Raw genomic sequence first — 19043 nt, 5'->3', positions numbered from 1 at the left:
AGATTAGCAACCGTTCGTCATACTCACGTTATTTCATACGGCTCCGGCATACCATGTACCCATTTAATAATATGCGTTTCCCAATCTTCTTCGTCAACCGTATTTTCGTTCACCGCGTAATGGCGAACCGTAAGACCTTGTTGGAGCATCTCTTTGTCATTCCCCACCACCAAAGGGTGCCAGTTTGGCAACTCTTTGGTTTCATGCAATACGCGATAACTGCAGGTATCAGGCAACCAATGAAACTCATCAATCTGATCTGAGGTTAGCGTAATACAAGTCGATACTTTTTCCTGTCGAGTGTTGTAAACCTTACACTGGCAAGAAGCAATATTGAGTTGATGGCAAGATAAATTGGTATAAAAAACCTCTTCTGTTTCGTCATCTTGTAATTTTTGCAGACAACATTTTCCGCAACCGTCACAGATAGACTCCCATTCCGCTTGAGACATCTGCTCTAGCGGTGTGGTTTTCCAAAAAGGTTCGTAACGCTTTGCAATCATTATCTAAATCCAGGTAATTAATAAACCGCTTCTGTCGGTGTTTTATACAAATCCAACAAATAGTCATCTTTCGCTGGTGGCAATTGTAAATAGAAGCCTTTTTCACGAATGCCTTCAGTTACTTTTTCAGGCGTTGCTCGAGCCAATTTACTTTCATTAGTTAACAACATGGTCATCGCACTGATGCCTTTGCCAAATCGAGACATAAGCTCTTCAGGGATATCTTTTAGTCCCTTACTTTTTTCCACGTACAAGTACATTCCATCATGCTTGCTAGAACGAAATACTTCTACGATTAAATGCTGTTTCATATTTTACCCTTGGCGCTTTAACGCCATGTTAGGACTCTTTAAATGTCTCTAGTACTGGATTAACGATCACGTCACGTCGCCAGCCTGTTAAGGCAGGGTTCTGCCAATCAATCTCAGTGCCGTCATACAAATGACGCACTAAAGGATCTAACAGCTTACGCTTCATCATAGCTTCTGGTGCAATTTTCAGCGCATCTGCTTTTTCACGAACAAATGACTTGATACGTTTCGTCAATTCTCCTGCCTGAGATGGCAAAGGAATTTCCAGTGGCAATTGATATTCATCAGGCGACAACTCATTTACCAAGGCAACATTCTGCAAAATCACCTCACCGTACAAACGATGCTGACGACCCGTTAACTCTTCTGCTTCAGAAACCGCTTTATGGTGTGTCGGCATGGTTTTCGCCAATGACCATAAAGTTCGATCTTTGAGAATCTGACCTTTTGGCACATCCTCTTTACGAGCTTGCTCATCACGCCAAATAAACAACAAGCGTAATAGCGTCAAACCTGCTGGTGACAAGCGCCATGCGGTTTTCACACCGTCCCAATTTTGCTCTGGATCAGAGTTCATCTGATACTGCCACTTCAATGATTCACAATCTTCCATGACCCATTCAAGCATGTTTTTTTCTTCTAAACGGGCAATTTGCATTGGGTACACTTTCGCCAAATACACCACATCAAGAGCCGCATAACGTTTTTGCGCATCGGTTAACGGACGTTGAACCCAGTCAGAACGGGTTTCATCTTTTGCCACTTCAATTTGCAAATACTCATGAATAAGCTTCACATAACTCAGCGACCATTGGGCGCTGGCGTAGGCTTCACCAATTTGAGTATCGTAAAAAGGAGCAGGCAAAACACCTAACAAACGTTCAAAAACATCCAGATCTTCAGAACAAGCATGGAAAACTTTCATCACAGAAGGGTTCACCATCAAATCACGAAGTGGTTCCCATTCATCAATGCTCAAAGGATCAATCAGTACGGCTTTCTCGCCTTCACTAATTTGGATTAGCCCCGTAATTGGAAAATAGGTCGTGCGACGAATAAATTCTGTATCGACGGCGATAACGGGTAATTCTGCCCAGTACTCACACCAACTCGCCAGTGATTCATTGTCCGCAACCCAAATAATATTCAGAGCATCATCTTGATCATTCATACTAGAGTTTTTTCCGTCCCTCTAGCGCTAAAGCCAGAGTGTTTCCATCAACGTATTCCAGCTCACCACCCATGGGGACACCATGAGCAATTCGACTGACATTGATGTTCAATGTTTTTAATTTTTCAGCGATATAATGGCAAGTTGCCTCACCTTCAACCGTCGAATTCGTGGCGATTATCGCCTCTTCAACCTGGTTATGTTGAACCAAGGTTTCTAAACGATCTAAGCCTAATTCTTCTGGACCAATGCCGTCGATAGGAGACAAATGTCCTAGCAAAACAAAATAACGCCCAGAAAAACTACCTGCAGATTCAATTGCGACAACATCTGCGGGCGTTTCTACAATACATAAATGCTTTGAATCACGTTCTGGGTCTGTACAAAGTTGGCACTCAGTCTCTTCAGTCAGAGTACGACAACTTGAACAACGCCCAACTTTGTCGAGCGCCTCGCGCAATGCATTTGCCAGTCTATCTGCCCCTTGATGATCACGTTCTAATAAATACAATGCCATCTTTTGCGCCGATCTTGGCCCAACACCCGGCAAACAACGTAATGATTCAATCAGTTCTTTAATTAAGGGACTAAACAAAGCTCGCTCCTAGAAAGGCATCTTAAAGCCAGGTGGCAAAGACATACCCGCCGTAGCTGCAGCCATTTTTTCTTTTTGAGATACTTCGATATTGCGCACAGCATCGTTCACAGCGGCCGCGATTAAATCCTCTAACATCTCTTTGTCATCACCAAACAAAGAATCATCGATAGAAACTCGCTTCACATCATGACGACCCGTCATTAGAATTTTTACCAGACCCGCACCTGCTTGGCCTTCAATTTCCATATTGGCAACTTCTTCTTGTGCTTTCTGCACATTTTCTTGCATCTGCTGCGCTTGGCGCATCATGTTACCCATACCACCTTTAAACATAACTTTTGCTCTCCAATTTAAGCTTTAACTTTAACCGTATCGTAAACCAATTGTGCGCCCATCGTCGCCGACAAAGCTTGCACAACTGGATGTGAATTTAAATGAGTGATCGCAACCTGTAAGGCTTCTGCTCGCTTACTGGCGGCAAATTCTTCTGCGGTCACACCCGTGGTGTCTTCCACTGTATCTATAATCAAAGGCACCGTCATCCCGAAGAAGTCGCTCAACGCACCTTGTATTTGTTCATAACGCACTTGGTTAAGCATGTGCCCATACTCTAAAGGCACTTCAAGGCGAACACCTTGATCGCTTGCATCCACCAAGCTGGAATTCATTAAAATATTTTGCACCAAACCTGTCAAAGGCAAACGAGGCGCCACCAGCCACCAAAGTTTCATGGTTAGCTCATTATAATGGCTCATCTCAGGTAATGGCATGCCTAGTGCAGGTTGAGCGATTGTATCCGGCACTTTCGCTAAACGTGTATCAGGCTCTTTGTTTTCTTCGACGACGGGCGAATCAATAGGTTCCGCACCTAAAGCATCAACCAATTCCGCAGCGGGATTAAATGGATCGACGATATCGGCAATGGCGCGTTCTTCCGCTTCTTCATCATCCTCATCTTCATCGCTTTCATCGAAGCCGTCTTCTGCGAATGTTTCTTGTGCAACAACAAAAGGTTTAGGCTCATGCCCTGTTTTTTTAACCGTTTCTGTCGGTATGTCTGGCTCTTGCGAAACAGCAACATTCCCTGCTGTGCTCTCTTCTTCCATCATCGCCTCAACAGGCTCTAATGGATCGTCGTTTTCAATTTCAGCAGCATCGACATGATGCGGAGTGACAGGCTCAACTTCTTCAGTGTGTTCTTGAGGTGCTTCATCCTGAAGGTTTTCAGAGGTAACACCTTCAACCACGGTATTTTCAGCAGCATCCTGCTCTACAAGAGTCGCTTCGACCGCTACCGATTCAGGAGCATCTTCCCAAGGTGGATGTTCTGCAGGCACTGTTGGCACAGCAGGTTCTTCTTGTGCATGTTCTGGCTCAGGCATTTGCTCAGCAGGTTCAGATACTACTGGTTCATCTTGCTCAATAACGGCTGTTTTTTTTTCCGCCATCGCCTGCGACGAATAATCAGGCTCTGTTGTTTGATTCAGGGTATCTGATGACGCCACTGGTGTTGGAGCCACTTCTGTGTGAGCCTGTATTGCTGGCGGCGCATCATGACTAACTACCATTGGCGGTGCTGGGCGGAAGGCTATCAACCTTAGCATCAGCATTTCAAACCCGGCGCGGACTGAATGAGCCAAGTGCAAATCACGACGACCAATTAATAAGCTCTGATACAAAATTTGTATTTCTTCAGAACTCACACTGGCGGCAATCGCTTGAATACGCGCCAAGTCACCCATCTGGTCCATCAAGGCGCCAGGCACTTGTTGCTCAATCGCTACACGGTGCAACACATCTAGCAAGCTTCCACAAATCGCTGCGAAATCTGGTTGGTAATCGGCAAGTTGCTCTATTCTATTCAACACTTGCGCTGCGTTTTTAGACGCTACACTTTCTAATAAATCCAATACTTGTGCTTGATTCACCAAGCCCAACATTGCTGTCACACCAGATTCCGAGATCGTCCCATTGCCAAAAGCAATCGCTTGATCCGTCAAACTCAAGGCATCACGCATACTGCCATTGGCTGCTTGTCCAATTTGCCAAAGCGCTGGCTGGTCAAAATTAACTTGCTCGGTGTTAAGCACGGTTTGTAAATAGTCCACCACGCGCTGTGGCGACATATTTTTAAGATTGAACTGCAAACAACGAGATAAAATGGTCACAGGAAGTTTCTGTGGATCGGTCGTTGCCAGCAAAAATTTGACATGGGCTGGCGGCTCTTCAAGGGTTTTTAATAACGCATTGAAGGAGTGAGTCGACAGCATGTGTACTTCGTCTATCAGGTAGACTTTAAAGCGACCACGAGTTGGCGCGTATTGTACGTTTTCTAATAATTCGCGGGTATCTTCTACCTTGGTACGAGAGGCTGCATCCACTTCGATCAGATCAACAAAACGACCTTCAGCGATTTCACGGCAACTATCGCAGGTTCCACAAGGCTCTGGGGAAATGCCATTGGTTTCACAATTTAAGCATTTAGCAAAAATACGTGCGATCGTGGTTTTACCGACACCACGTGTACCAGTAAACAAATAAGCGTGATGTAAACGCTGTTGGCGTAAGGCATTCACCAACGCTTGAAGTACATGGTCTTGCCCAGCCATTTCAAGGAAAGTCTGTGGGCGCCATTTTCGTGCGAGTACTTGGTAGCTCATGCAATCCAATCTGATGATTATTGAGGCTGTGTAGCACAGCGTTTGATTGTTTAACCATACTACAGTCAACGCATATGGTTATATAATTTGCTGAATTTTAAGCTTTTTCAGCTTAAAAAGAAATGAGCTGACAGGAATACTATAGAGAACAAAATACCCCACAGGCTAAATCAGCCTAGTGGGGTGTCGAATTTATTGACGATCCTTTAATTTGAAGTCTTTTGGAACCTCAAAACGGCTGGTATGTTCACCAGACATATTAGCGGGCTTTCACTTCGCGGATATAAGAAATAATCGGCTTACCGTCTTCCATCCCCATCCATTTTTTGGCACCTTTTTCTGCTTGATCAGAAAAGAAACTACCTACCATGTCTTTCAAAGAGTTAACAGGGTCTTTGGCATCAAACTTAGGGTCATCCTTTTTAGCTTCTGTCTCTGGGCAAGTATTCACATCTGCATACCACTCAAGTTTCACAGAGATTGGCTCACCACCAACGGATGTCAGTTTTTTCATTTCATTTTCTTTACCAGCACTAAAGAAAGCCATCGCGCTTTCCATATTTTGATCAAGCAAACGTCAAAACCATGAACCTCTTGTAAAGCTTGCTTTGAGTACGCGCTAGCAATTCAAAAAACAAAACTTTCAAGATTACTCTAGCTATCTTCTGAAGCCAATTCCCATTGAGCAACAAATAAACTATATTATTTCACAACTTTTAGTTGGAAACCTTTTTTAGGCTCTGGTGGCGTCGGAGTGGGCTCATCAAGAAACTCCTCATCCGGAAACACAAAACCATCACCATTCTCTTTTGCGTACAAAGCAAGGGCCGATCGCATAGGAACATAAACCTGCATGGGCCGACCACTGAAACGCGCCTCAAATGAAACCGCCTCTTTATCCATGATCAAATGACGGACAGCAGTCATACCAATGTTTAATACTATCTGACCATCTTTAACGAATTCGGTAGGCACCACGACATCTTTCTGCTCAGCATCAACCAACAAATAAGGTGTCATATCATTATCAGCAACCCAAGAATAAGCCGCATTTAATAAATAAGATCTCTTCGGTAACATTTTATCTCCTACCCAATAAATATTTTGTAAAAAAAAGGAGCTATAAGCTCCTCTTTTACTACTTAACCAAACCGAGATAAAGCCTCAGCTTAGTCTAAACGCATTTCTTGTTCTGCTTCGGAAAGACTTTCTTGGAAAGACTCACGAGCAAAGACAAGATCCATATATTTGTATAACGCTCTTGCTTGATCTTTAGGAATCTCTACACCTAAAGCAGGCAAACGCCACAAGATCGGAGCCAAACAACAATCTACGATAGTAAACTCATCGCTCATGAAATAAGGTTTTTCTTCGAAAATTGGCGCAACATTCAATAAACCTTCACGCAATTCTTTCTGCGCTTTAGCTACAGCTTCTTTGTCTTTACTTGTAAGAATCAAGTCAACTAGCTTCGCCCAGTCACGCTGAATACGATACATAAACAAACGGCTTTCAGCACGAGCAACAGGATATACAGGCAGCAACGGTGGATGTGGAAAACGCTCATCCAAATATTCCATCATCACATTTGGCTCATAAAGAACCAAGTCACGATCGACTAACGCTGGTAGTTCATTATATGGATTAACATCCGCCAACTCGTCTGGCTTATTAAACGGGTCTACATCTATGATGTCCACTGTGACGGCTTTCTCAGCCAATACAATACGAACTCGATGGCTGTAATGATCTTCTCCATCAGAGAAGAACGTCATTGAGGAGCGCTTTGCAATAACACCCATGTCTAACCCCTATATTGAAAATATCTACATCCCCTTCAAAGGAGGGGACAAACTATATTATGATGACGAAGTAACAAAAATATTACACGATATCGCCAACACAGAAAATCGTTCATGGAATATTTACTTACGTACCTTTCATCAAACAAGGCTTTAACTTATCGCTTGGCGGTCTATACAGAAAAAACCTTCAAACCCAACTATCAAGCAATACGCAGTAAACTAAAAACACAACTCTAAACCATGAATTTCAGAGTTCATCTATTGTAACATTATTTCTAAACAATTTTTCTTAGAAAAATCATTTTGTTGCAAGAATTCTACAACCTGCTTTATTTCAAGCAAAAAAAACGCTTGGCGAAAACACCAAGCGTTTTGATAATAATTCCAAAGCGAAAATTAACGCTTAGAGAACTGAGGACGACGACGTGCTTTGCGTAGACCAACTTTCTTACGTTCAACTTCACGAGAGTCGCGTGTAACGAATCCTGCAGAACGTAGAGTACGACGTAGAGTCTCATCGTATTGCATCAATGCGCGTGTGATACCGTGACGGATCGCACCAGCTTGACCAGAGATACCACCACCTTTAACAGTGATGTAAACGTCAAATTTTTCAGTAGCGTTAACAAGTTCAAGAGGCTGACGAACAACCATTTGAGCCGTTTCACGACCGAAGTACTGAGAAAGAGTACGGTTATTGATAACTAGGTTACCAGAACCCGCTTTAAGGAACACACGAGCGGTAGACGTTTTACGACGACCTGTACCGTAGTATTGAGTAGCTGACATAATGATCTTCCGTATTAAATGTTAAGGGCTTGAGGCTGTTGAGCAGCATGTGGATGCTCAGTACCAGCGTACACTTTCATTTTCTTGTGCATTGCACGGCCCAAAGGACCTTTTGGCAACATACCTTTTACGGCGATTTCAAGAACGCGCTCAGGAGCGTGATCAATCAACTTCTCGAAATTCATAGAACGCAAGCCGCCTGGGTAACCAGTATGGCGGTAGTATTGTTTAGCAGCTGCTTTGTTACCTGTAACGTGAACTTTCTCAGCATTGATAACAACGATGTAATCACCAGTGTCAACATGAGGAGTGAATTCCGCTTTATGCTTACCGCGAAGACGGCGAGCAATTTCAGTAGCCAAGCGACCTAGAGTTTTGCCTTCAGCATCAACCACGAACCAGTCGCGGCGAACTTCAGCAGGTTTAGCTGTAAAAGTTTTCATGAAAAAACCCTATCAATATGCGTGTTCAATGACACGCTATACCTATTATTATTGGTTGGCAGAAAGCAAAGCTTTCGATCAACGTACACTTACCTTTAAAAAGGCGAGCGAAGTATATATCAACCTAACAAAATATGAAAGTCAAAATACTCTTAAGGACGGTGCTCTAAAGACAAATACTCTTCAGATTGCATCTCTAACAATCGGCTCACGGTACGATCGTATTCAAAGGCCAATCGCGTACCAGTGTAGATATCTGGAATAGCCACTTCAGCAGAGAAAATCACCTTAACATGACGATCATAAAACTCATCCACCAAGTTAATAAAACGTCTCGCTAAATCATCACGCGACGCATCCATTTGAGGTAAATTAGAAATAATTACCGTACTGTAAAGGCGAGCCAACTCAATGTAATCGACCTGACTTCTTGGCCCATCACACAATGCCTTAATATCAAACCAAGCAAGACCTTCACAGCTTCGAATCAAAGGAATATCTCGACCTTCAATTTCTGCCGCACCACCCTCAACAATATGAGAGGCGTCTGAGATGAGACTCTTAAAACGTTCATCCAAAGCTTCATCTGCTTCATCATTTAACGGAAAGTGATAAAGCTTAGCTTGTTTCAATGTGCGTAATCGGTAATCTACACCACCATCTACATTCATCACTTTAGTGTGTTTCTTGACGAGATCAATAGCGGGCAAGAAACGCGCACGCTGCAAACCATTCTTATACAAACCGTCTGGCTCTATATTAGAAGTCGCTACTAAAGTTGTGCCGTTTTCAAACAACACGTCAAGTAGCCCCGCCAAAATCATGGCATCAGTAATATCTGTCACAAAAAACTCATCAAAGCACAACACTTGCGCTTTAGATGAAATTTGCTTTCCAACAATCTCTAATGGATTTTTAACATCATGCAACTTACGAAGCTCTTGATGCACCATCTGCATAAAACGATGAAAATGCAGACGCATTTTCTTTTCTGTCGGTAAGCAGTCAAAAAAAGTATCCATCAAATAGGTCTTACCTCGACCTACTCCACCCCAAAAATACAAACCCTGCTCAACAGTCGGTGCCTTCTTTTTTAGAAAACGCCCAAGAAGGCCGCCTGAGGGTTTATCAGCTTGATTAGCAACCAATCGGTCAAATAAATCCTGAAGCGCCTCAACAGCCTCCTCCTGCGCTGGATCATAATTAAAGTCAGCTCTAGTTAAATCTTGCTTGTAACGTGTAATGGGTGTCATCGCCGCTCTTTCGTTAAATTAGTAAATTACGTATATTCTAACAAATTGCATCTTAAACAACACCTATCAAGCTGTTATCGTAGAGGCTGTTTCGCTATAATGTGTTATCTGTTTTTTGGAGAAAGTCATGAACTTGGAAGAATTCAACATTATCATCTTTATTACCGGCATTATTATTGGCTGTGTCGCAACACTTGCTCTTAAAAGCTACAACGCAAAAAATAACAGCAAGAAAGTAAACACCAGCTCCAACATCATCACCATGAAGTCTCTGCAACAAGAACTTGATAATAAACAAGTGATCATTGACAACTTCTTCACCGACAGCAACGAACATCTAGCATCTGCAGAAAAACGTTTAGCTGACCTTAGAAACGCACTGGCTGATAACGCAAGCCAGTTAAGCAACGTTAAAATTGAAAGAAGCGGAGTAGCCGCTAACACTCCAGACACAGAGGAATCTTCATCTTTCGAGCCACCAAGAGATTACGCTTTGAAAAAAGACAAAGAGCCAGGCATGCTCAGTGAGACATTTGGGTTTAATGATAAAAACATGGATATTGAGCCCAAGCGCACTATCTAATACCAATAGCATCAATACAAACTAAAAAGAAAACAAAAAAACGGGCTTTTAAAAGCCCGTTTTTTTTACACATCTGCAATCACCTGCGCTAAGCAGGATTATCCACATCAATAAATACCGCATCCAAGCCACACTCATCTGCAAGATACGCTGCTACAGATCTCGCTCCAAAACGCTCAGTAGCATGATGACCTGCCGCAACAAAGTGAATCCCCATCTCGCGGGCAATATGAATGGTTTGCTCTGAAACCTCACCAGTAATAAACACATCCGCTCCAACGGCTACAGCTTGCTCTATATAACCTTGCGCACCACCAGTGCATAACGCCACACGCTGAATCGGTTGATCGTTAACACTTTCAAACAGTACGTTGCGATCCACGGCCGTCTCGACCATTTTTTGAAACTCGCTGGAGGATACTGGCTTACTTAACTCCCCAACGACACCGATTGACTCCTCAATGGGGACACCGACCTGCAAACCCGATCGATTCAAAAGCCCCAAGGCGTCAGCCAATCCCGCATTATTACCCAGAGTTGGATGCGCATCCAACGGCAAGTGGTATCCATACAAATTAATGTCATTCTTAATCAAAGCAGCAATACGTCGATACTTCATACCAACAATGCGGGGATCTTCATTTTTCCAAAAATAGCCATGATGAACAAAGATAGCGTCTGCTTTATATTCAATAGCAGCGTCAATTAACGCCTGACTCGCAGTTACGCCCGTTACAACACGGTTAATCTCTTTTTTTCCTTCCACCTGTAAACCATTGGGCGCATAATCCTTAAATCGACTTGGACTCAATGTCTTATTAAGCAATAACTCAAATTCACTGCGTAGCAAAACAACTCCTTATACTTTATGAATAAAAAATACTACTGGATGCCCATCATTATCTCCATTCTAGCAGGCACTTGTATAGGTCTAGCTGTACTACTTATACAAGAGAAGCAAAAGGTGGCCGACTCCAGCTACTCAACATCTGTGAAAATAGCCACACCGTCGGTTGTTAATATTTACACTCAGGTCATTCAACAAAAAGGTCTGAACGACTCGAGCAAAGCAAAACACAGCATTAACCTCGGTTCCGGCGTCATAGCAACAGAAGATGGCTTCATCCTCACCAATCATCACGTTATTCAAAATGCACAAAGTATTGTTATCGCCCTTCATGATGATAGGCGTGTTGAAGCAAAACTCATCGGCTCAGACCCATCCACCGATCTCGCTGTTTTAAAAATAGATCTACTGAACCTCCCCAATATAAAAATGGGCAACAGTGACAAAGTTTCCGTTGGCGACAAAATCCTAGCCATAGGCAACCCATTTGGAATAGGACAAACAGTGACAGCCGGCATCATTAGTGCAAAAGGTCGCAACAGCATAGGATTGAATACTTACGAAAATTTCCTACAGACCGACGCTGCTATAAACCCAGGCAATTCCGGTGGCGCTTTAGTTAATCTAAAAGGTGAACTCATTGGCATTAGTTCTGCCATATACTCAAGCACTGGTGGCTCTCAAGGAATAGGCTTCGCCACTCCCATTGATGATGCCCTGGATGTCATGAGCGATATAATAAAACATGGTGAAGTCGTACGAGGCTATCTAGGAATGGATGCGCAAAAAATCACACAATCGCTAGCAAAAAATTTACTCTTACCTTCAAATCATGGACTACTGGTAAGCGACATAACAAAAGAAAGTCCGGCGGAAAAAGCAGGAATAGAAGTAGGAGATATAATACTTGAAATTAACAACACACCCAGCGAAGACCCATTTCAAATAAGACATCTAATAGCTTCGTTAAAACCTGGGACACGCATTTCATTGGTAGGTATTCGTGGGCAGCAATCCTATCAGACAAATGTCATGCTAGAAAAGCAACCCACAATGCAGCGCATAACCTATTAAAGAAAATGTTAGCGCTGGAGCTCTACCAGTTCTTTCAGTTTCTGCAAACTGCGTTCAAAATTACTGCCTGCAATATCATTTGCAAACATAGCAAGGTAAGGACTCAACAAACCCGCACTAAGACTACCGTCGATCGTCCATTTAACCAAAGTGCCGCCATTGACTTCCTGCAATTCAATTTGATTATGAACAAGATTGACCTTCGGCTTAGGACGCACATCAAAACGCACAACATCTTCGGACGACTCAATCACCGACAAAACGCCCTGTTCGGCGGTTTTGTCGTAAAACAAAGCAACGGAATCGCCCTTATTCAAAACACCTTCTGATGTAGCAACTTTACCATCCTGAATAAACATCCAATTTGGCAAACGATCGCCTTGCAGCATATCCTGATAAACCTGATCGCGAGAAGCGTTAATCGTTACACTACGCTCCACACGATAGTCTGTCGGCATGAAAAAACCAACGACAACCAAAAACAAGATAACGATTGCAGAAATGCGCGTTACCTTTCGCAACTTATAAAGAGCAGCTGGATGCGATGACTGACTCGCCATCAAGACCCCTTCAGAATACGATATTCTGCCGACATTGCATGCGCCTCTAAAGACTCTCCACGAGCCAAAGGTGCCGCAATCTTCGCTAACTCACTTGCTCCTTCTGGGGAACAGTAAATTAATGAACTACGCTTTTGGAAATCATAGACCCCCAAAGGAGAGGAAAATCTAGCCGTACCAGACGTAGGCAAAACATGATTTGGCCCAGCACAATAATCACCCAATGCCTCTGGCGTATGACGCCCCATAAAAATCGCACCAGCATGACGGATCTTTTCCGCCCACTTTTCAGGCTCATCAATTGACAACTCAAGATGCTCAGCAGCCACGATGTTCGCGATATCCATAGCTTCATCCATATTTTCAACATGGATAAAGGCCCCACGCCCCTCTAACGAAGCTTTAATAATATCTTTTCGACTTTGCGTCTCAACCAAGCGTTCCATCGAAGCTTTGACATCTTTAATAAACGCCAAATCAGGAGAGATCAAAATAGACTGAGCATCCTCATCGTGTTCTGCTTGGGAAAATAAATCCATGGCAATCCAATCTGGATCGGTCTTACCATCACACACAACTAGAATCTCAGAAGGCCCAGCAATCATATCGATACCGACAACACCGAACACCATCTTCTTAGCAGTCGCTACGTAAATATTACCAGGACCGACAATCTTATCGACTTTTGGAATGGACTCTGTGCCATAAGCCAAAGCAGCAACAGCCTGAGCACCACCAATAGTGAACACACGATCAACGCCAGCAATGTAAGCGGCAGCCAAAACGATATCGTTAACCAAACCATCAGGAGTTGGAACAACCATGATAATTTCGCCAACACCGGCCACTTTAGCAGGCATTACATTCATTAATACCGATGAAGGGTAAGCCGCTTTACCACCTGGCACATAAACACCAACACGATCCAAAGGCGTAACTTTTTGACCAAGCACTGTGCCGTCATTTTCTTGATATTGCCAAGAAGGCTGTTTTTGACGTTCATGATAATCATGTACACGCTTTGCAGCCGCCTCTAAACTAGCAACCAGCTCCGCGCTAACTCGGCCTTTCGCCAAAGCCAACTCTTCACGAGAGATCTCAAGCTCTTTAGAAGAAGTAACTTGTCGACGGTCAAATCGGTTTGTAAATTCAATGACTGCAGCATCACCGTTAAGGCGAATTTGCTCAACAATATCAGCGACGGCCTTTTGTACGCCCGCATCAGACACTGAGTCCCATGCAAGCAAAGCATCTAACTCAGTGCGAAAGCCATCAGAGCTAGAAGAAAATTCTCGAATATTCAGGTTCAATTACTTACCCTCGTTATCTTCAACCGCGCGTCTTATCATTTCTAAGATAGGCTCTATTTCAGAGTATTTAGTTTTATAAGCGGCTTTATTTACTACCAAGCGCGTACTGATTGGTGCAATCAACTCACGAGCCTCAAGACCATTTGCCTTTAGCGTATTCCCAGTATCAACGATATCCACAATAAGATCGGCCAAGCCCATAATAGGCGCCAATTCCATCGCGCCATATAGCTTAACCACATCCGCCTGAACACCTTGCTCAGCAAAATACGCTTTCGCCGTTTTAATAAACTTCGAAGCCACTTTCAAACGCCTATTCGGCAAAGGCTGGCCAACAACGCCAGCCGTCATCAAACGACATTTCGCAATTTTAAGGTCCAGCAGCTCGTAAAGATTTTTTGTTGATGCTTCCATCAATACATCTTTACCAGCAACACCAAAGTCAGCCACACCATGATCAACATAAGTAGGAACGTCAGTCGCACGCAAGATAACTAGCTTGATGTGCTCATGATTGGTATCAAATATTAATTTTCGGCTTTTACTAATATCTTCAACTGGAACTATATTCGCTTTTTCTAAAAGCGGTAAAGTTTCACCAAGGATGCGCCCTTTCGACAGCGCAATCGTTAATGTTTTACTCATATTAATTTAAGACCCGTGAAATTTTCGCACCCAATGAACCGAATTTTTCTTCAATACACTCATAACCACGGTCAATATGGTAAATGCGATCAATCTTTGTATCACCGTCTGCTACTAGAGCAGAAAGCACTAAACTTGCTGAAGCTCGTAAATCTGTCGCCATGACTGGCGCACCCTTCAAACGCTCACAACCACGAACGATTGCAGTATTACCATTCACTTCAATATCTGCGCCCATGCGAAGCATTTCATCAACATGCATAAAGCGGTTTTCAAAGATATTTTCAATCACTCGGCCAACACCATTTGCAACCGAGTTCAAAGCAACAAACTGGGCTTGCATATCGGTTGGGAATGCAGGATATGGTGCTGTACTAATATTAACAGCCTCTGGACGACGTCCTTCCATATCGACTTCAATCCAGTCTTCACCACAAGTTACCTTTGCCCCAGCTTCTTCCAGCTTAGACAAAACAGCTTCAAGTGATTTAACGTTGGTATCAATCACGCGTACTTTTCCGCCAGTAATGGCAGCAGCAACCAAGAAAGTACCCGTTTCAATACGATCAGGCATAACTGGGTAGCTTGTACCATGCAATGTTTCAACGCCATCAACAACAATAGTATCAGTGCCATGCCCGGTAATTTTAGCGCCCATAGCAATAAGACACTCAGCCAAATCAACCACTTCTGGTTCACGCGCTGCATTTTCTAAAATGGTTTGACCGTCCGCCAAAGTTGCCGCCATTAGCAAGTTTTCAGTGCCAGTAACCGTTACCTTGTCAAAGAAGATACGCGCACCTTTAAGGCGACCATCAACACTGGCAACGATATCGCCACCTTCCACAGAGATTGTCGCACCCATGGCTTCCAAACCACGTAAATGCAAATCCACTGGACGGCTACCAATAGCACACCCACCAGGAAGAGACACAACCGCTTTACCAAAATGACTTACCAATGGGCCAAGCACCAAAATAGAAGCTCGCATGGTTTTAACAAGGTCATAAGGTGCTTCACAGTTATTAAGCGTCGACACGTCTAACTGAACGCTCATCTTTTCGTCAACCACAACACCACAACCCATAGAGCCAAGCAGTTCAAGCATGGTGGTAATGTCATGTAGATGAGGTAAATTCTTAATTGTGATCAATTCTTTTGTTAACAAAGTTGCCGCTAAAATAGGCAACGCAGCATTTTTCGCGCCAGAAGCACGAACAACGCCATTAAGCCGAGTACCACCGGTAATCAGAAGCTTATCCATATGTTTAATCTCTTATAATCGCTTTTATAGCTTGCTTAATTGTTCGGGCGTGTAGGTTTTCATTGTAACGGCATGAATCGCGCCACTGGAAATAGCTTCTTGAAGATGCGAGTAGACAAGCTGCTGTCTCTTAACTGTCGACAGACCCTCAAATTCGCTTGTCACTACAACTACTTGAAAATTACAACCTTCTCCTTTAGCAACCACTTCGCAGTTGTTGATAGAGGATTCTAAAAGTGCTTTAACTTCACCTGCGTTCACAGTCGCTCCAAAAGATAAAAATTCTTGATTGCTTTATTCTACATGAGTACAGCCAACTACTTAACACCTCTAAGCCCAACTCTGAATAAAAAACCACTTGTTTTCCAAGATTTTATTCAAGACTGACAATACTCACTACCACTCACTACCAAAAATAAAAAATCCGAACTCATAAAATGAGTTCGGATTTTATTATTCACAAAATACAGATCTTACTCAGTTAAGACTTCTTAGCCAAAGACTCTCGCCAAGCAGAAATCGCCAACTCTATGTCATTTTTGTTTTGCTGCATCATGACGCCAAATTGCTTACGGAAAGTTAAGCCAAAGTTGATATTATTAATCACCACATTGCTCAACATCCAATTACCAGCCTTGGTTTCTTCCATATAAAAACTGATATTTAACATCCCACCTGCTTCCATTTGGAAATCCACATCAACTTTTGTTTCTCTCCCCCTTCCCTGAGGACCTAGAGGTAAGACATTAATGCGATCAGCATCAAGCTCTAGCAAAGACGTACCGTAAGTTTTTAACAGTGTATCCTTAGTAACGTTGGCAAAACGAGCACGTTGTTCAGGCGACGCTCTTCGATAATATTTCCCCATTACTTTTTTGGAAAAATCATCAAAATCAACCACACCAGTCAAAATACTGTTAACTCGCTCTTCTAATAGAGCAGGATCTTTAGCCAGCACCGCTTTATCCGCAACAATATCATTACGAAAAGCCTCTACCACTTTAACAACAGTATCTCTTGCCCCTTCCTCATTTGACCAAGTTAAACTTGAACCGAGTAAAGCAAAAACAAAAAAAACACCAGATAAAATCTTAGTCATAACTACTTCTCCGAATCGCCAGATTTAAACAAAAACTGACTGATCAAAGTCTCTAAAACCAAAGCAGACTGAGTATCGTAAATTTCGCTACCATTTTTCAGCACCTCATCATCGGCACCAATAGAAATACCTAAGTATTTTTCACCCAATAGACCACTAGTTAAAACCGCAATAGAGCTATCAGTAGGAATATTATTAACATCTGAATCAATATTCATTGTTACTAAAGCCATATACAGCTCTTTATCAAAGGTGATGGATTCAACATTACCCACAGCCACACCCGCAATAGAAACCTTAGCTCGACTTGTTAGACCTGCAATATCATCAAACCTAGCTACGACTTGATAAGTATCCTTTTTGCTAGAAAAAGCCAGCCCACTCACCTGTACAGCCAAATAAACAAGAGCAGCGACGCCCAACACGATAAAACATCCGACCAATAATTCTGAACGTTTACTTCTCATCCTAAAAATCCCCAAACATAGCAGCGGTTAATACAAAATCTAAAGCCAAAATAGCCAATGAACCCAGCACCACCGTACGAGTGGTTGCTTTACCGATTCCTTCAGAAGTGGGAACACATTCATAGCCTTGATAAACGGCAATCCAAGTTACAACCACTGAAAAACACAACGCCTTAATCAAACCATTAACGATATCGGTATCGAAATACACAGACTGCTGCATGGATGACCAAAATGCGCCATCATAAACACCCAACCATTCGACCGATACAAGATGTCCACCAAGAATCCCCGAAGCAGAAAAAATTAGACTTAAGATCGGCAGACAAATGACGCCAGCAATGAAACGAGGCGCAATGACTCGTCTTAGCGGATCAACACCCATCATCTCAAAACTAGACAATTGCTCGGTCGCCTTCATCAAGCCTATTTCAGCCGTCAACGACGAACCTGCGCGTCCAGCAAAAAGCAGCGCCGTGACAACGGGTGACAACTCTCTCAACAGCGAAAGCGCCAGTAATTGCCCCACCGCCTCTTCAGACCCAAATTTAGCCAAAATACTGTAACCTTGCAGCGACAGCACCATACCAATAAATGCACCCGAAACAATGATAATTACGAGTGACAATACCCCAACAGAATAAAGCTGTTTCACCAGCAAATTCACAGACTCTTTAAAGCGCACAGGCAATCTAAATATGCTTTGCACCAAAAAGATCCCAGCTCGCCCAACAGCCTCAAGCCAATCCAACAAGGACGCCCCTAACAACCCAATAGCTTTCATAGTGCCACCTTAGCGGAGATATCTTCTTCTGGATAATGGAAAGGAACTGGCCCATCAGGCTCACCGTTTAGAAACTGCTTCACTTCAGGATCATTTGAAGCCCGGATTTCATCAGCAGAACCTTCAGCAATAACTCGCCCACCAGCCAAAATACAAACGTGATCAGCAATAGAAAGTGATTCTTCAACATCATGAGAGACAAGCACAGACGTCATATTTGCTGAATCATTCAGCTGACGTATTAGCTTCACAAGCACCCCTTTAGAAATAGGATCTTGCCCAGTAAAAGGCTCATCGTACATGACAAGTTCAGGATCTAAAGCAATAGCCCTAGCCAATGCAACACGTCTCGCCATACCGCCCGATAACTCAGATGGCATTAAACTAGCGGCTCCCCGCAAACCAACACTGTGAAGTTTCTTTGCAACAATGTCCGCTATTGCCTTAGCATCTAACTTAGTATGTTCCTCCATGGGAAAAGCAATATTCTCAGCAACAGACATATCACTAAACAAAGCGCCACTCTGAAAAAGCATCCCCATTTTTTTCCGCACTCTATAAAGTTCAGACCGTGATAAAGCGTGAACATCCTGTCCATCAACTAAAATAGTGCCTGAATTAGGTGCAAGTTGTGCGGCAATCAAACGCAGCAAGGTTGTTTTACCTGTTCCACTAGGCCCCATTACTGCCGTAATTTTACCTCGAGGAATGGTGAGGGATACATTTTCGTAAATTGCCCGCCCTCCCCTAAAAAAACTAACGTCTTGGACTGTTATATAAGCATCTACCACTGACACACCTTTTTAATCCCTATCGAATATCGACCGATACTACCATCGCCCCTAGATAAATAAAATCACAGAGCGGCCAAATACAC

The 19043-nt window shown here is 43.1% G+C and carries 24 protein-coding genes; 2 read left to right on the top strand and 22 right to left on the bottom strand.

Going from position 1 to position 19043, the window contains the following annotated elements:
- Positions 1–23: 23 nt before the first annotated feature.
- The 12 genes from KDW99_RS09355 to zapE form a co-directional block, all read right to left on the bottom strand.
- Positions 24–503 carry a YcgN family cysteine cluster protein gene (locus KDW99_RS09355; RefSeq protein ID WP_255829033.1) on the bottom strand — a complete coding sequence of 160 codons (480 nt, stop codon included), beginning with the start codon at positions 501–503 and terminating at the stop codon, positions 24–26.
- 17 nt (positions 504–520) lie between these two features.
- Positions 521–814 (bottom strand): YcgL domain-containing protein, encoded by a 294-nt coding sequence (locus KDW99_RS09350; protein WP_255829032.1) that lies wholly within the window; start codon positions 812–814, stop codon positions 521–523.
- 28 nt (positions 815–842) lie between these two features.
- The gene (rnd, locus tag KDW99_RS09345) at positions 843–1985 is read right to left on the bottom strand and encodes a ribonuclease D (RefSeq protein WP_255829031.1); all 1143 of its coding nucleotides are present in this window, start codon (positions 1983–1985) and stop codon (positions 843–845) included.
- Position 1986: 1 nt separating this feature from the next.
- Positions 1987–2580 carry a recombination mediator RecR gene (gene recR, locus KDW99_RS09340; protein ID WP_255829030.1) on the bottom strand — a complete coding sequence of 198 codons (594 nt, stop codon included), beginning with the start codon at positions 2578–2580 and terminating at the stop codon, positions 1987–1989.
- Between the two features lie 9 nt (positions 2581–2589).
- Positions 2590–2916, bottom strand: coding sequence for a YbaB/EbfC family nucleoid-associated protein (locus KDW99_RS09335; protein ID WP_255829029.1), 327 nt, complete (start codon positions 2914–2916; stop codon positions 2590–2592).
- A gap of 17 nt (positions 2917–2933) precedes the next feature.
- Complete coding sequence (gene dnaX, locus KDW99_RS09330) at positions 2934–5243, bottom strand: DNA polymerase III subunit gamma/tau (protein WP_255829028.1); 2310 nt, start codon at positions 5241–5243, stop codon at positions 2934–2936.
- A 259-nt stretch (positions 5244–5502) separates the two neighbouring features.
- Positions 5503–5790 (bottom strand): hypothetical protein, encoded by a 288-nt coding sequence (locus KDW99_RS09325; protein ID WP_255829027.1) that lies wholly within the window; start codon positions 5788–5790, stop codon positions 5503–5505.
- A 155-nt stretch (positions 5791–5945) separates the two neighbouring features.
- Entirely contained in the window at positions 5946–6323 is a 378-nt protein-coding gene (locus tag KDW99_RS09320; protein ID WP_255829026.1) for a ClpXP protease specificity-enhancing factor, read from the bottom strand.
- 89 nt (positions 6324–6412) lie between these two features.
- Positions 6413–7045: a glutathione S-transferase N-terminal domain-containing protein gene (locus KDW99_RS09315; RefSeq protein ID WP_255829025.1), complete on the bottom strand. Its 633-nt coding sequence runs from the start codon at positions 7043–7045 to the stop codon at positions 6413–6415.
- 399 nt (positions 7046–7444) lie between these two features.
- Entirely contained in the window at positions 7445–7837 is a 393-nt protein-coding gene (rpsI, locus tag KDW99_RS09310; RefSeq protein ID WP_255829024.1) for a 30S ribosomal protein S9, read from the bottom strand.
- Positions 7838–7851: 14 nt separating this feature from the next.
- The gene (gene rplM, locus KDW99_RS09305; protein WP_255829023.1) at positions 7852–8280 is read right to left on the bottom strand and encodes a 50S ribosomal protein L13; all 429 of its coding nucleotides are present in this window, start codon (positions 8278–8280) and stop codon (positions 7852–7854) included.
- A gap of 152 nt (positions 8281–8432) precedes the next feature.
- Positions 8433–9533 carry a cell division protein ZapE gene (zapE, locus tag KDW99_RS09300; protein ID WP_255829022.1) on the bottom strand — a complete coding sequence of 367 codons (1101 nt, stop codon included), beginning with the start codon at positions 9531–9533 and terminating at the stop codon, positions 8433–8435.
- A 127-nt stretch (positions 9534–9660) separates the two neighbouring features.
- Here zapE and KDW99_RS09295 point away from each other — a divergent pair, with 127 nt between their 5' ends.
- Entirely contained in the window at positions 9661–10116 is a 456-nt protein-coding gene (locus KDW99_RS09295) for a ZapG family protein (RefSeq protein ID WP_255829021.1), read from the top strand.
- Between the two features lie 88 nt (positions 10117–10204).
- Here the strand turns inward: KDW99_RS09295 and KDW99_RS09290 are convergent, their stop codons facing one another.
- Entirely contained in the window at positions 10205–10966 is a 762-nt protein-coding gene (locus tag KDW99_RS09290; RefSeq protein ID WP_255829020.1) for a Nif3-like dinuclear metal center hexameric protein, read from the bottom strand.
- A gap of 39 nt (positions 10967–11005) precedes the next feature.
- Between KDW99_RS09290 and KDW99_RS09285 the strand changes: the two genes are divergently transcribed.
- Positions 11006–12037, top strand: coding sequence for a S1C family serine protease (locus tag KDW99_RS09285; protein ID WP_255829019.1), 1032 nt, complete (start codon positions 11006–11008; stop codon positions 12035–12037).
- Positions 12038–12045: 8 nt separating this feature from the next.
- Here KDW99_RS09285 and KDW99_RS09280 read toward each other — a convergent pair whose 3' ends face one another.
- From KDW99_RS09280 to KDW99_RS09240, 9 genes are all read right to left on the bottom strand, one after another.
- Positions 12046–12597, bottom strand: coding sequence for an SRPBCC family protein (locus KDW99_RS09280; protein WP_255829018.1), 552 nt, complete (start codon positions 12595–12597; stop codon positions 12046–12048).
- Positions 12597–13907 carry a histidinol dehydrogenase gene (hisD, locus tag KDW99_RS09275; protein ID WP_255829017.1) on the bottom strand — a complete coding sequence of 437 codons (1311 nt, stop codon included), beginning with the start codon at positions 13905–13907 and terminating at the stop codon, positions 12597–12599. Before hisD ends, KDW99_RS09280 begins: the two co-directional genes overlap by 1 nt.
- A complete protein-coding gene (gene hisG, locus KDW99_RS09270; protein WP_205114898.1) occupies positions 13908–14552 on the bottom strand; it encodes an ATP phosphoribosyltransferase in 645 nt (214 codons plus the stop codon).
- Between the two features lies 1 nt (position 14553).
- A complete protein-coding gene (gene murA, locus KDW99_RS09265; RefSeq protein ID WP_255829016.1) occupies positions 14554–15816 on the bottom strand; it encodes a UDP-N-acetylglucosamine 1-carboxyvinyltransferase in 1263 nt (420 codons plus the stop codon).
- Between the two features lie 24 nt (positions 15817–15840).
- Positions 15841–16077, bottom strand: coding sequence for a BolA family protein (locus KDW99_RS09260; RefSeq protein WP_255829015.1), 237 nt, complete (start codon positions 16075–16077; stop codon positions 15841–15843).
- A 220-nt stretch (positions 16078–16297) separates the two neighbouring features.
- Entirely contained in the window at positions 16298–16915 is a 618-nt protein-coding gene (locus KDW99_RS09255) for an MlaC/ttg2D family ABC transporter substrate-binding protein (protein WP_255829014.1), read from the bottom strand.
- A 2-nt stretch (positions 16916–16917) separates the two neighbouring features.
- Positions 16918–17382, bottom strand: coding sequence for an outer membrane lipid asymmetry maintenance protein MlaD (gene mlaD, locus KDW99_RS09250; protein WP_255829013.1), 465 nt, complete (start codon positions 17380–17382; stop codon positions 16918–16920).
- A gap of 1 nt (position 17383) precedes the next feature.
- Positions 17384–18166, bottom strand: coding sequence for a lipid asymmetry maintenance ABC transporter permease subunit MlaE (gene mlaE, locus KDW99_RS09245; protein WP_255829012.1), 783 nt, complete (start codon positions 18164–18166; stop codon positions 17384–17386).
- Complete coding sequence (locus KDW99_RS09240; RefSeq protein WP_370646889.1) at positions 18163–18963, bottom strand: ABC transporter ATP-binding protein; 801 nt, start codon at positions 18961–18963, stop codon at positions 18163–18165. Before KDW99_RS09240 ends, mlaE begins: the two co-directional genes overlap by 4 nt.
- Positions 18964–19043 lie beyond the last annotated feature (80 nt).

This window comes from Marinomonas rhizomae (assembly GCF_024397855.1).
GTDB lineage: Bacteria > Pseudomonadota > Gammaproteobacteria > Pseudomonadales > Marinomonadaceae > Marinomonas > Marinomonas rhizomae_A.
The sequence above is the reverse complement of the archived record's forward strand: the minus strand, read 5'-3'. Positions and strand labels throughout refer to the sequence as shown.